Source organism: Corallococcus macrosporus (genome assembly GCF_017302985.1).
GTDB lineage: Bacteria > Myxococcota > Myxococcia > Myxococcales > Myxococcaceae > Corallococcus > Corallococcus macrosporus_A.
Window position 1 is genome coordinate 253,570 of sequence record NZ_JAFIMU010000012.1, and the last position, 14,240, is coordinate 267,809.

Below are 14,240 nucleotides of genomic sequence, written 5' to 3' on the forward strand. Positions count from 1 at the left end.
GCGGCCCGTGACTCCGGCCGCCCCTCCCCTCAACTCAAGCGCTCACCCCTACTTCGTGAAGGTGATGGGCCCCGAGGACAGCGTGGTGTTGTTCGCGCCGTCCACCGCTCGGACGCGCCAGGTGTGCGTCCCCGTGGCCAGGCCGTTCAGCGTGGTCTGCTCCGTGCCCACGCCGTACACCTCGAACTCCCACAGCGAGTAGCCGTACGCCGTCGCGCGCTGCACGCCGCGCATGCGCACGAAGCGGCCCACGCCGGCCACCGTCCAGTCGTCGATGCCGCCGTCGCCGGTGTCCACCGTCTTCAGCGCCGTCCAGTTGGTGGAGCCGTCCAGCGACGCCTCCAGGACGTAGCGGCGGCCGTACGCGGCCTCCCAGTTCAGCACGATGCGCTTGAGGGAGTAGATGGCCCCCAGGTCGAGGGTGATGGACTCGGTGTCACCCGTCGTCGCCGAGCCCACGCTGGACCACCGCGTGGTCAAACTGCCGTCCACCGCGTCGTTCGCGCTGCCGAACTCCACGGACGAGGCGTAGGCGTTCTTGCCCCGCGCCAGGTTCGTGCCCGCCGCCACCGGCGTGCTGCGCAGGATGGAGGGCGTGCGGTCCGTGCCGTCCACGATGAGGACATACTCCGCCACGCCCGCGCCCACGTCCGTCGTCTGCTCCCAGATGAAGCGCGTGGACGTGCCCGGCACCGCCTGCCCGGCCGACGGCGACAGCGCCGCGAAGGCCGCGGGCGGCGTCGTGTCGTTCAGCGTGAAGGTGAACGTCGCGGACTGCGTCACGCCGTTCGCCCAGTTGAACGCCTTCACGAACCAGGTGTGCGTCCCGTTCGCCAGCTTCAGCCCGTCCAGCGCCGCCGACGGCGTCTTGGTGATGGCCACCGGCATCGCGCCGCCGTCCAGGTACACCTCGTAGCGCTGGATGCCCGTCTGGGGGTCACTGCTCGCGGACCAGGTGAACGCCGGGCGCGTGCCGGTGATCACCAGGTTGTTCGCCGGCGTCAGCAGGTTGAACGCCACGGGCGGCGTCGCGTCCGTCAGGCCGAAGCCCTGGATGCCCGCGCCGTACTGGTACAGCGGGTTGCCGTACGTGGGAGGCACCGGCTGGCCCGCCGCGATCTTCTGGCGGATGGCCGTGCGCTCCGCGTCCGTCGCGCCCAGGTCGAACGGCAGGTCCCACTTCTCCAGCTGGTTGTTCTCCACGTCCGTGCCGATCTGGCTCATGGAGCGCGGCAACTGCCACGGCGTCTTGCCGCGCGGCAGCACGTCACCGAACAGCACGTCCGCCACCGCGTAGCCGCCCATGTCGCCGGGGCGGTAGGCCAGCATCAGCGCGTTGGAGAGGGGGACCACGTTCGTCAGCACGTAGGGCCGGGGGCTGATGACCACCACCGTGGTGGGGATGCCCCGCGACTTGAAGCTGTTGATGACGCCGAACTGGTCGCCCCACTTCGCGTCGTGCGCCGGGCCAATCGGGTCGCCCGGCAGGTACGGCTTCTCCTTGTCCCACTCCGTGCCGTGCGTGAAGTAGCTCTCGCCCACCACGACGATGGCCGCGTCCGGCGTCACGCCCGCGGGGGCGTTGTCCTTGTAGACCGTGAGCCCCGCGGCCTCCGCGCGCGCCTTCACCGCCGCGTAGATGGTCGGGTCGCCGAACTCGTAGCCGTGGAAGTCCGAGCGCCAGGTCACCATGCAGGACATGTCGTCCGCGCGAGGGCCCGCGATGACCAGCTTGCCGCCCGCCGGCAGGCGGATGGGCAGCGCGCCGTCGTTCTTGAGCAGCGTCATCGCCTCCTGGGCCGCCCGGCGCACCGCCGCCTTGCTGTCCGCGGTGTGCCACTGGGACGTGCCCGCCGGGCCCTGCTTGTACGGGTCCTCGAAGATGCCCAGGCGGAACTTCAGGTCCAGGATGCGGCGCACGGAGTCGTTGATGCGCGCGAGCGGCACCTCGTTCTCGAAGTTGCCCATCGCGGACGGCGTCGCGCCGCCCATCACGTCCGAGCCCGCCGTGCCGGAGCGCACCCACGAGCCCGACGGCAGCCAGTCCGAGCAGATGACGCCGTCGTACTTCAACTGGTTGCGCAGGTAGTTGAGGATGCCCGGGTTGTCACCCGCGCCGTAGCCCTCCGGCCCCAGGAGCCAGCTGCCCGCGTAGCCCGGCATGATGCCGCTGGTGCCCGCCTCGATGGCCGCGTGCCACGGACGCATGTGGTAGTGGATGGTGGTGCCGTCGTAGGTGATGCCCGCCTCACCGCCAGCGCCCTGCCCCGGCCAGTGCTTCGTCGTCACCCAGATGGAGGACGGGTTGACCTCCGGACCACCCTGGAGGCCCGCGATGAGCGCGCGGGTGATGCCCGCCGCCAGGTCCGCGTCCTCGCCGTTGCCCTCCTGGATGCGCGGATAGAGGACCTTGGTGTTCACCTCCGCCAGCGGCGACAGCGTGCCGCGGCTGCCAATGGCCAGTTGCTCGCGGCGCTGGATGTCGCCCATCTCGTGGATGGTGTCCAGGTCGCGCGTGGCGGCCAGCGCCGGCTGCGTGGGCCAGCTCGTCTTGTAGCCGTGGATGGTGTCACCCGCGTCGATGTGCGGGATGCCCAGGCGCGTGGCCGCGGACGCCTTCTGGAACATGGGGATGTCCGTGGGCGACAAAGGCCCCATCTGGAAGCCGGCCTCGGGGAACGTCTTGGCGTCGTAGAACATCTGGAGCGCCTTCTCGTGCAGCGTCATGCGGCCCATGAGGTCGTTCACGCGCACGGAGATGGGGTTGCGCCAGTCCTCGTACGGCTCCAGGGTGCCGTTCTTGTTCAGGTCGCGCGCGCCGTTGATGAGGTTCACGCCGTCCGCCTGCGTCTCCACCACCGGCAGGTACACGCTGAAGTTGCCGATGTCCGAGCGAGACGTGGTGCCACCCGACAGCGTGGCCACGACGTACCACTTGTACGTCCAGCGGTCCGGCAGGTCCTCCGTGAAGGTGAAGGACGTGCCCGTCTGCGACGCCACCTGCGTGTAGCGGTCCAGCAGGTTGCCCGCCGCCATCCAGTCGTAGTCGTTGCGCGTGAGGTTGACGTAGAGCTTGTAGTTCGTCGCGCCCGTCACCGTGGCCCACGACAGCGTGGGGCGGCGGGTCGTGGTGACCATCGTGTTGTTGGCGGGCGCGGCCAGGCGGAACGCTCCGGCCACCGGCAGCGGCGCGGGCGCCACGTACGGGTCCGGGATGAGGGTGGGGTCGCGCGGGTCCGTGGGGCCGTTGCCCGTGGAGTAGATCTCCACGTTCCAGTCCGCGCCCTGCACCGCGAGCGCCGTGACGGACTGCCCGCGTTGCTGCGCGCCGTTGGAGTCCACCACCGCCAGGCGGATGTCCGTGTTGGGCTGCGTGGGAGAGAACTGGTTCTTCGACAGCGTCACCGTCGTGTTGGGCGGGAACGTGAGCTGGTAGGTGAAGGGCCCGGGCGGGTTGCGCACGGACGGCGTGGTGTTGCCCTCCTCCGGCACCGGCGTCACGGACAGCGGCGCGGGCGACACGTTGATCTTCGCGTACGCCAGCTCCGGGAAGTTCAGCTTGATGGTCTGGTTGGTGGTCTGCGTGGGCGGCGGCGTGGTGCCACCGCTCTGGTAGACCTCGAAGGACCACAGCGAGTAGCCGTAGCCCGTGCCGCGCTCCGTGCCGCGCATGCGGATGTACCGGTACGTGCCGGAGACGGGGATCTCCCGGCGGCCGATGGCGCCGTTGGTCACCGTGTTGAGCGGGGTCCAGTTGGCGTCGTCGTTGGAGCCGTCAATCGTGTACGTCTTGCCGTACGCGCCCTCCCAGTCCAGCACCACCTTGCCCACGACCTGGGACGTGCCCAGGTCCACGCGGATCCACTGCGGGTCCACGCCCTGCGCGGAGGCCCAGCGCGTGTTGACGTCGCCGTCGAACGCGAAGCCCGGCTGAAGGCCGGCCGCGTTCGCCTCCACGCTGGACGCGGTGGCGGGCCTGTTCTTCGCCAGGTCCGCGTTGGTGGGCGGAGGCGTGCCGCCCGTCTCGTAGACCGCGAGCTCCCACAGCGAATAGCCATACGCGGGCAGCGCGCGCGTCACGCCCTGCATGCGGACGTAGCGGCCGGTGATGCCAGAAGGCAGGGACAGGTCGTCCACCGCGCCGTCGCCGTTGTTCACCACCAGCGCGTCGGTGAACGTCGTGTTGTTGGTGGAGACCTGGATCTTGTACGCCGTGGCGTAGGCCGCCTCCCAGGTGAGCACCACGCGCGAGATCGTGCGCGTCTGGCCCAGGTCCACGGTGATCCACTCGTTCGCGGAGAAGCCGCTGGCCCAGCGGGTGCCACCGTCGCCGTCCACCGCGTACTGGCCCAGGAATGGACCCTCCGCGCTGGAGGTAGAGGTGACCTTGTTCAGCGCGACGTTGGTCTGCGCGCGGGCTTCGGAGGTGCCCAGGAGGGACACCAGCATGAGCGCCGCGGCGAAGGCCTGTAATAACCAGACACGCGGTCTTGACGGTTGCGGTAACGATTCTGGCATTGGGGGAGGACTCCTTGAGGGGGACTGCACGGGCAAGGCTCGGGCGTTCCGGCTGTCGCATGGCGACAGCCGGCCCACCCGGCCTGGTGCTGCGGTCCTGCCTAATTCGCGGTGAAGTACAGGTTGTCGAGCAGGAGGGACTGACCGGCGGTGCCGCCTTCCGCCGCGAAGGTGAAGGGCGACGACACGTCGTTGAGCTTCAGGCCCGCCGCGACGTAGTCCGCCACGGGGATGGCCAGGTGGTGCCACTCGCCGTCGTTCGCCCAGCCGTACTTCGTGAGGGCCAGTTGATAGCCCTTCTCACTGGTGCCCGTGCCGCTGGACATGCCGACCTTCACGTTGGCGAACGCGGCGTCGGACGACTTCATGCTGACGTGGAGCGTCTTCCAGGCGTCGAAGTTGTGCACCTGCTTCCAGTGCACGCCGAAGCCCATCCACGGCTTGCCGTTCTGGACGATGCGGTCCGCGGACTTGCCCTCGACGTGGTCCGGGTCTGACTCCACGTAGACGGTGTTCTCGTAGAGGTAGAAGTTGGAGTCGACGTTATCGAGGATGATCTCCTCGGAGCGCCCCGCCTCGTAGAAGATGCCCACCATCAGGCGGCGCTGGCCGGCCTCGTACGGGAACGGTCCCGGGAGGAGGTCCGACGGCTGCGTCCCGCCGTCCGGGTCCAGGTTGTCCGGCAGCTCCTGGCCGGAGTAGTCCGCCGCGCCCGGATCCGGGCGGCAGGCGGCGAGCAGCAGCAACAGGCCCCACACTGGCTTCTTCATGGCTTCACCGCCCGGTCCGCACCACTGGAGGTCTTCACCATCACCCAGCCGCCCGCGACGGTGCCGCCCAGCTCCACGACGCCCTTGTACGCGGGCGTCACCAGCTCATAGGCGATGGTGCCGGACGCGTCGTACGTCACCGCGTCCGGGAAGTTGTCGAGCACGGACTGGTAGGCCTTCACCGCCATCTCGCGCGTCTCCGCCAGGCTGGCCTGATCCGCCAGGCCCCGCTGGTAGATGGCGGCCAGGTTGAGCGCCACGTAGTACTGCGCCTCACCGTAGGGCCCGTTCGCCAGCACCGTGGCCCACGCGTAGTAGGCGGCCACCGGGTCCGCGCCGGACTGGATCTGCCACTTCGTCTCCGTGCCCACGCCCGCCAGCGCGAAGGGGTTGTTCGGGTCATCCAGCACGGACGTGTTCGGGTAGATGCCCATGGCCGGGTCGGTGACCGTGAAGGTCATCCCGTCCAGCGGCTTGCCGTAGATGATGGTCGGGTCGTCGTAGCAACCGGACAGCACGGCCACCGCGGCCAGCAGGAAACCAGTCCTCATGTTGCGTGTTCCCTCAGAGAGAAAGGATGGCATACGCGCCCACCTCGTACTCGCGACCCTTCAGGCCCTCGGTGATGCCCCGGTCGTTGAGGCCCTCCGAGTACTCGTTCAGCATGCGAACCAGCCCGCGCAGACCGAAGCGCGTGGACACCGCGCCCAGCACCGGCTTCTTCAACCCGTAGGACAGGTCCCCGCCCAGCTGCACCGGGTAGGTGAGGTTGAAGACGCGGTGGTAGTCGTACGGACCCCAGTCGTTGAAGCGCAGCTGCGCCGCCAGCAACAGCGTGTCGTAGAGCGCGGAGCCGTCCAGGCCGAAGCGGTGGATCTGCCGGCTGTCCTCGCCGGAGGACTGCTGGCTGCCCACGTACGCCGTGCCGTACAGGCGCAGGCGCTGCGTGGGGTTGCCCACCAGGCGCAGGGACGTCTCCCACTCGTCGCGGGCCACCGGCGCGCTGCCGAAGGCGATGGTGCTGCCGTCCGCGAGGATGGCGATGCCCGCGTCGCGCGACGTGGGCTGGTGGCGGTAGACGATGTCCAGGCCCGCCGCGAACGGTGCGTCCTCGCGCATGTCGCGGTCCCACGACCAGAACCAGGTGCCCGGCGTCGGGTCGAAGGTGATGAGCAGCTCGCCGCCCAGCGTCTCGCGGTTGTCCAGCACGCTGAACGCGTCCGACAGCACGCTGCGCGGCCGCACGCCCGCGTAGTACTGGCCAGAGGCCGGGTCGTACGCGTCCGGGATGGTGGGGTTCGGCCCGATGAGGGGCTTCTGGTACAGGACGTTCGGCGACACCTGGAGTGAGCCGAACTGAAGCGCCGCGCCCAGCTGGCCCGCGTAGTGGTTGCCGCGGCCGCTCTCGCGCAGGCTCCAGCCGGTGATGATGTTGCCCTGCTCCGGCCCGCTGTCCGCGACGAGCCCGCGGATGGAGGACTGCACCAGCCAGCGCACCGGCCCCATGTCGTAGGTGAGCCGCGCCTTGGCGCCCAGCGTGTCCAGGAACTGCACCTTGTCCTGGAGCACGTCGTAGCCGCTGTTGCGGTAGCTGGGCGCCCCCGGGTCCGCGGAGCGCGTGTACGTGAACGTCTCGCCAATTCGCTGGGGCGCGGAGAGCAGGCCGCCCACGTCCAGCACCAGCTTGCCGGTGGCGTACTGGAAGTTGAGCGCCGTCCTGCGCGCGATGCGCTCGCGCACCACGGAGGCCGTGGAGGACGACGAGCCCTGCGCCAGGTCCTCCTGGTGCACCAGCGTCACGTTCACCGGGCCCACGTTGTTGCGGTACTTCGCCACCACGGAGGGGTTGGCGCCCCAGTACAGCTCCGGACCGACGGCGATCTTCAGCCCGTCGATGGCCTTCTTGCCGCTGAACACCACGCCGAAGGGCGCGTTGCCGTGGTAGATGTCCAGGTTCGGCCCGTAGTTCGCCTCGCGGTAGAGGTTGAAGAAGTCACCCTCCTCGCCCCAGTGGTAGTGGCCGGTGCGGTAGTAGCCTTCGAGCGCGAAGTCGGAGCGGTCGAACTTGAACTCCGCCTGGTACAGCGCGAAGCGATCCAGCGGGGACTGCTCGCGCGCCGGGGCGCCGGGGCCCACGGGAATCTCACCCGCGGTCGGCGTGGAGGGCGTGCCGCGGTTCTCGTAGAACAGGTTGTTGAGCCGGTTCTGCGCCACGTTGCCCACGACGTTGAAGGACGCGCGGCCGTACACGCCGCTGGCCGGCTGCAACGCCAGGTCGAAGAAGATGGATTCGGTGTGGTCCGCGGAGCTCTGGTTGGGCCGCACCGTCGCGATGCTGCCGCGCGACAGCGAGCTGTCCAGGAGCAGCCGCAGGTTGGACACCCGCACCGCGGCCAGTTCCTCCGTGCGCGCCAGCGCCACCGACGACGTGTAGCCGCTGGTGAGCGCGGACGGACGGATGCCCGCGAAGAAGTCACGGATGACGTCCGGGGTCGTGGTGGGCGCGTACGGGTCCAGGCGGAACGCGGCCTGGAGGACGTAGTAGGCGGTGCGCGGCTGGATGCCGCTGATGCCGTTGGCGTCCGGCGGGCCCAGGGCCGCGATGCCGAACCACTCCTCGTTCATGTTGTTCTGGCCGGGAACGAAGTCCGCCGCGTAGCCGCCGTTGGGCCACGTCGCCGTGGTGTCGTGGATGGAGAGGTTGGCCTCCTGACCGTGCTTCCACCAGCCGTCCACCCACTGGAACACGAAGCCGCCCAGCGCGGTGCCGGACAGGCCCTGGCCGTAGCCCTCCAGGTAGATCTGCTCCCACTGCGTGCGCAGGTACTCCGCCTGCGCCACGTGGTCCTCGCGGCCCGCGCGGGCGTCGTAGGCGTCCGCGCCGAACTCGGAGAAGAACACCGGCTTGTTGAGCTTGGCCTTCACCTCCGCGAACAGGTCGCGCGCGGTGGGGCCGCGGTAGACGTTCGTGCCCAGCACGTCCAGGTCCTGGCAGTGCTTGGCGATGAGGTCGATGTACTGGAGGTCGCCGTTGGCGATGGACACGGGGTGGGCCGTGTCGCGCTTCTTCACCGTGCGGGCCGCCTCGCCGTAGAGCGTATAGAGCGACTCCGCCCGGGCGGCATCCTCCTGGCCCGGCAGGGCTTCGATCTCGAACGACGTCCAGTGCAGGCCGTAGTTGTTCTCGTTGCCCAAGAGCCACATCAGGACGCCGGGCACGTCCCGGTAGACCTCCACCTTCTGGGCGAGCGCGCCGAGGATGGCCTTGCGGTGCTCCGGGTTCGAGTAGTCGATGTTGGCGACCATGACCCCGTTGACCGGGTGGCCATAGCGGCCCATCAGCGGATTGAGCAGCGTGTAGATGCCGTAGTTCCGGTAGATGTACTCGACCCAGACGGGCGGGATGTCGTCGAACTGGCGGATGGCGTTGAACCCCGCGTCGCGGAGCATGCCCATCTCCTTCGCCAGCACCTGCTTGATGAAGTCCTCCGGCTGCGTCCAGAGCGAGTACCGGTAGTTCTCACCGATGGGCGTGTAGCCCCAGTTCACGCCGTGGATGGGGAAGTCCCGGCCGTCCACCTGGAGCTTGAAGCCGCGCTCGTCGTGGATGACCCGCGTCACCGTCGTGCGCTTCGCGTCCGAGGGGGCCGCGGCCTGGGGAGCCGGAGCCGGAGGCGTCACCGGAGCCCGCGGAGCCTCCTGCTCGGGCGTCGCGGGCACGGGCGTGGGCGCGGCGGCGTCCACGGGGCCCGCGGAGGGAGGCTGCGCGGCGGGCGGGGACTGGAGCGGAGCGCCCGCACCCGACACCTGGGCCAGGGCCTGGGTACCGCAGAGCGCCAGACACGTCGTCAGGAAGAGCCTTTTCAAGCGGCCTGCTCCACGTCCAGGCCGTTCTGGGCCACGACGTCGCGATAGAGGTGGGCGCTGTCCTTCGGGATGCGCTGCTGGGTGGCGTAGTCCACCCACACCAGGCCGAAGCGCTTGGTGTACCCGTAGGCCCACTCGAAGTTGTCCAGCAGCGACCACGCGAAGTAACCCGCCAGCTTCACGCCCTGCGCGATGGCGTCACTGCACGCCTCCAGGTGCCCGCGCAGGTACTCCACGCGCTGCACGTCGTGCACGCGGCCGTCCGCGCTGGGAGCGGTGGAGTACGCGCAGCCGTTCTCCGTGATGTAGATGGGGCCCGGCTGGTACTCCTTCTCCAGGTGGACCAGCAGGCGCGTGAGGGACGCCGGGCACACCTCCCAGTCCATGTCCGTCTTGTCCGGGCGCACGAACACCGTGCGCGGCGCGTTCTTCTCTTCCGGGATGCGGTTGCTGCGCAGGACGGCGCGCGAATAGAAGTTCACGCCCAGGAAGTCGGTGGGCGTGGCAATGGTTTCCAGGTCGCCGGGCTGGATGAAGTCCAGGTGCGCGGACGGGATGCGGCCCGCCCTCACGTGGTCTTCAATCGTGTCCCGCGGGTAGCCCCGGCCGTAGAGCGGATCCAGGAACCAGCGGTTGAAGCCGCCGTCGAAGTCGCGCGTCGCGTCCGCGTCTTCCGGGCTGGGCGACGCGGGCTCGCCCGGCGTGAGGTTGAGCGTGATGCCCACCTCCGCGTGCTTCACGTTGGCGCGCAGCACCTTCACCGCGTTGCCGTGCGACACCATCAGCGTGTGCGCCGCGGCCAGCATCTTGGACCAGTCCTTGTGGCCCGGGGCGTGCTCGCCGTTGCCGTAGCCCAGGTAGCTGATGCACCAGGGCTCGTTGTGGGTGATCCACCGGCTCACGCGGTCACCCAGCGCGCGGCTGATGACGTCCGCGTACTCCACGAAGGCGTCACCGGTGGCGCGCGCGGGCCAGCCGCCCTGGTCCTCCAGCACCTGCGGCAGGTCCCAGTGGTAGAGCGTGACGAAGGGCTCGATGCCCGCGCCCAGGAGCGAGTCCACCAGGCGCGAGTAGAAGTCCACGCCCGCCGCGTTCACGCGGCCCCGCCCGTCCGGGAGGATGCGCGGCCACGCGATGGAGAAGCGGTAGGACTTCAGCCCCATCCAGCGCATCAGCTCGATGTCCTCCGGCCAGCGGCGGTAGTGCTCACAGGCCACCGAGCCGTCGGACTTGTCTTGGATCTTCCCCGGGGTGGCGGCGAAGCGGTCCCAGATGGACTCGCCACGGCCATCCGCGCGGGTGGCGCCTTCAATCTGATAGGCGGAGGTGGCCACGCCCCAGAGGAAGTCAGGAGGAAACTGACGCATCGGCGGTAACTCCTTTCGGAACTTCAAGGTGGCAGCGGACGAGGTGATTCGCGGCCGGGAGGACGTCGGGAGGAGTGAGGGTGGAGCAGCGCGGCTCGGACACCGGGCAGCGCGGGGAGAAGGGACAGCCCACGAGCGGCGGCGCCTGCGTCGTCGGACGCACCGGCAGCGCGGCCTGGAGGAAGTCGTCCCCGTCCGGCACCGCGGACAGGAGCAGCTTCGTGTACGGGTGGCGCGGCTGGCGCAGCACCTCGTCCGCCCTGCCCGCCTCCACCACCGTGCCCGCGTAGAGCACGAGGATGCGGTCGGCCAGGTGACGCGCGCTCGCCAGGTCGTGGGTGATGAACAGGATGCCGATGCCGCGCTCCTGCGTGAGGCCGCGCAAGAGTTGCAGCACGCCCTTGCGCGTGGACACGTCCAGCATCGACGTGGGCTCGTCCGCGATGATGACCTGCGGCTCCACCGCCAGGGCGCGCGCCACCGCCACGCGCTGACGCTGGCCGCCGGACAGCTCATGCGGGTAGCGCTTCGCGAAGGCCTCCGCGGGCGTCAGGCCCACGGACTCCAGCAGCGACAGCACCTTCGTGCGAAGGCCGGACTTCGGCACCCGGCCATGGCGCACGAGCGGCCGCTCCAGGTGATAGGCCACCGTGTGCACGGGGTTGAGGGACGCGAACGGATCCTGGAACACCATCTGCACGCGGCCGCGGTAGTCGAGCGAAGCCTGCGCGCTGCCATCCGCCAGCACGTCGCGCCCTGCGAGCCGCAGCTGCCCCGCGTCCGGCAGGTCCAGCCGGGCCAGCAGCCGCGCCAGCGTGCTCTTGCCGCTGCCGGACTCGCCCACCAGCGCGACGATCTCCCCGGGCTGGAGGGAGAAGGACACGCCCTTGAGGATGGGCTTGCGCTCGCGGGAGAAGAAGCCGCCCGCCAGGTAGCTGCGCGTGAGGCCTTCCGCCTCCAACAGGGGCGCGCTCATCGGTGACCTCCGGGGATGGCGGCGATGCGCGTGGACGGCCGGGCCACGGACAGCTCCGGCGTCTGCTGCACCGGCTGAGGCGCGGCGTCCTTCGCGGACAGGTGCGGGAACGAGGACAGCAGGAGCTGCGTGTACGGGTGGCGGGCACCGGCGCGCAGGTTGGCGGACGTGTCCACCTCCACCAGCTTGCCTCCCTGGAGCACGCCCACGCGGTCCGACAGCGCGAGCAGCAGCGGCAGGTCATGCGTGATGAAGAGCATGGCGAAGCCCAGCCGCTGCTTGAGCTCCACCATGCGCTGGAGCAGCTCCTTCTGCACCACGACGTCCAGCGCCGTGGTGGGCTCGTCCATGATGACCAGCCGGGGCTCCAGGGCCAGTGCCAGCGCGATGCCCACGCGCTGCCGCATGCCACCGGAGAGCTGATGCGGCCACGCCGTTACCAAATCCGGCGACAGGCCCACCATGCCCAAGAGCTCCCGCGCGCGGGCGTAGGACGTGCCGCGCGACACGCGGCCGTGCGCCGCGAGCGTGTCGTGGAACTGCTCGCCCAGCGTGAGCACCGGGTTGAGCGCGCTCATGGCGCTCTGGAACACCATGGACACCTGACGCCAGCGGAACGCGCGCAGGGCCGGGCCCTCCAGCGCGGTGACGTCCATGCCGTTGAAGAGGATGCGCCCCTGCGTGACGCGCGCGGAAGGAGGCAGGAGGCCCAGCAGCGCGGAGCCGATGGTGGACTTGCCGCTGCCGGACTCGCCCGCCAGGCCGAAGACCTCGCCGGGCGCCACGTCGAACGACACCGAGTCCACCACGCGCGAGGCGCCCTTCTCCGTCGCGTAGTCGATGCACAGGTCCTGCACGCGCAGGAGCACGCCCGGCACCGGCCGCTCCAGGTGCGGACGGGCGGCGGCGGTCCCCCCGGGCAGCGGCGCGGGCTTGTGCACGCGCAGCGCGGGGTTGGTCATCTCATCGATGGCGGAGCTCAGCAGCGTGAGCGCGAAGCCCACCAGCGCGATGCACACGCCCGTGGGGACGAAGATCCACCAGGAGCGCGTGAGGAGCGCCGCGTCGTTGCCCGCCCAGTAGAGGTTGGTGCCCCACGTCACCGTGCTGACGTCGCCCAGGCCCAGGAACTCCAGGCCCACCTGCGCGCCCACGGCATAGAGCGTGTTCCCGATGAAGGACGAGCCCAGCAGCGACGCCATGTTGGGCAGCAGCTCGCGCGACACGATGCGCGAGTGACTCTCCCCCGTCACCACCGCCGCGGACACGAAGTCGCGCCCGCGCAGCGCCAGTGACTCCGCGCGGAACACGCGCGCGTTCCACGCCCAGCCCGCCACGGTCAGCACCGCCACCATGCGCAGCGGACCGGACGGCAGGTACGCGCCCAGCACGATGGCCAGGGGCATGCCGGGAATCACGAGGAACACGTTGGTGGTGAGCGACAGCACGTCGTCCACGCGGCGGCCCAGGTAGCCCGAGGTGACGCCCACCAGCGCGCCCACCAGCGTGACGAGCATGCCCACCGCGAAGCCCACCGCCAGCGTCTCGCGCGCGCCCACCACCGTCTGCGCGAGCACGTCCTGCCCCTGGCCCGTGGTGCCGAACCAGTGCGCCGCGCTGGGCGGCTGGTGCGGCCGGCCCACCAGGTCCGTGGGGTCCATCACGAAGAAGGGCCCCACCACCGCGAGCAGGAGGAAGAACACGAGCAGGCTGCCGCCCACCGCCGCCTTCCGGTGGCGGGAGAGCCTTCGCAGGAAGTCACGCATGGGCGCGGGTCCTCGGGTCCAGCCAGAGGCAGAGGAGGTCCACGGCGAAGTTCGCCGCGAGCACCGCCAGGGTGATGACCAGGAAGAGCCCCTGCATCAGCGGGTAGTCCTGGTTGCGCACGGCGAGGATGAGCAGGTAGCCCGTGCCCGGATAGGAGAAGACGATCTCCGTGAGCAGCGAGCCCGACAGCACGAAGCCCACCGCCATGCCGAAGCTGGTGACGTTGGGCAGGAGCGCGTTGCGAGCCGCGTAGCGCAGCATCACCTGCCGGGGCGGCAGGCCGCGCGCGTGCGCCAGCCGGATGGAGTCCGTGCCCAGCGTGGCCACCATCGTGTTGCGCATGCCCAGCATCCACCCGCCCAGCGTGGCCACCACGATGGAGGACGCGGGCAGCACCGCGTGGCGGGCCACGTCCGCGGCGAACGCGAACGACAGCCCCGGCTCCATGTCGTGCCCGTACGCGTGGCGCAGCGGGAACCACCCCAGCACGAAGCCGAAGAGGTACAGCGCCAGCATGGCCAGCCAGAAGTACGGGAAGGCCCCCAGGAACGCGAGCGCCGGCGCCAGCCCCGAGTCCAGCCACCCGCCCCGGTTCCACGCGGCGAGCACGCCCAGGAACGAACCCACCACGAAGCTGATGACGACCGCGACGCCCGCCAGGCCCACCGTCCACATCAGGCCGGTGCCAATGACTTCCGTCACCCGCGCGGGGAAGTACGCGTAGGACATGCCCAGGTCGCCCTGCACCAGGTGCTTGAGGTACGTGAAGTACTGGGCGTACAGCGGCGCGTCCGTGAAGCCGAACGCGGCCTTCAGCGCGCCCATGGCCTCCGGGGCCACCTTGCCCTCGAAGCGCGCGAACATGGCCGCGGCCGGATCGCCAGGAGCGAGGCGCGGGATGATGAAGTTGAGCGTGAGCGAGGCCCACGCGGCGATGAGGTAGAAGCCCAGTCGCCGGAGGATGTAGCGGCCCAT

At 70.0% G+C, this 14,240-nt stretch carries 8 protein-coding genes; all 8 read right to left on the reverse strand.

The window, feature by feature from the left end; all coding sequences use genetic code 11:
• Positions 1-48 precede the first annotated feature (48 nt).
• Positions 49-4,518: a discoidin domain-containing protein gene (locus JYK02_RS34120; RefSeq protein WP_431603519.1), complete on the reverse strand. Its 4,470-nt coding sequence runs from the start codon at positions 4,516-4,518 to the stop codon at positions 49-51.
• 101 nt (positions 4,519-4,619) lie between these two features.
• Positions 4,620-5,288 (reverse strand): putative glycoside hydrolase, encoded by a 669-nt coding sequence (locus JYK02_RS34125; RefSeq protein ID WP_207057101.1) that lies wholly within the window; start codon positions 5,286-5,288, stop codon positions 4,620-4,622.
• A complete protein-coding gene (locus JYK02_RS34130) occupies positions 5,285-5,839 on the reverse strand; it encodes a hypothetical protein (RefSeq protein WP_207057102.1) in 555 nt (184 codons plus the stop codon). The genes JYK02_RS34125 and JYK02_RS34130 overlap by 4 nt, the downstream gene beginning before the upstream one ends.
• Positions 5,840-5,852: 13 nt before the next feature.
• A complete protein-coding gene (locus JYK02_RS34135; RefSeq protein WP_207057103.1) occupies positions 5,853-9,155 on the reverse strand; it encodes a glycoside hydrolase family 2 TIM barrel-domain containing protein in 3,303 nt (1,100 codons plus the stop codon).
• Entirely contained in the window at positions 9,152-10,522 is a 1,371-nt protein-coding gene (locus JYK02_RS34140) for a GH1 family beta-glucosidase (protein ID WP_207057104.1), read from the reverse strand. Before JYK02_RS34140 ends, JYK02_RS34135 begins: the two co-directional genes overlap by 4 nt.
• On the reverse strand, positions 10,503-11,498 hold the full coding sequence (locus JYK02_RS34145; RefSeq protein WP_207057105.1) for an ABC transporter ATP-binding protein: 996 nt from the start codon (positions 11,496-11,498) through the stop codon (positions 10,503-10,505). The genes JYK02_RS34140 and JYK02_RS34145 overlap by 20 nt, the downstream gene beginning before the upstream one ends.
• Positions 11,495-13,264 carry a dipeptide/oligopeptide/nickel ABC transporter permease/ATP-binding protein gene (locus JYK02_RS34150; protein WP_207057106.1) on the reverse strand — a complete coding sequence of 590 codons (1,770 nt, stop codon included), beginning with the start codon at positions 13,262-13,264 and terminating at the stop codon, positions 11,495-11,497. Before JYK02_RS34150 ends, JYK02_RS34145 begins: the two co-directional genes overlap by 4 nt.
• On the reverse strand, positions 13,257-14,240 hold the full coding sequence (locus JYK02_RS34155) for an ABC transporter permease (protein ID WP_207057107.1): 984 nt from the start codon (positions 14,238-14,240) through the stop codon (positions 13,257-13,259). Before JYK02_RS34155 ends, JYK02_RS34150 begins: the two co-directional genes overlap by 8 nt.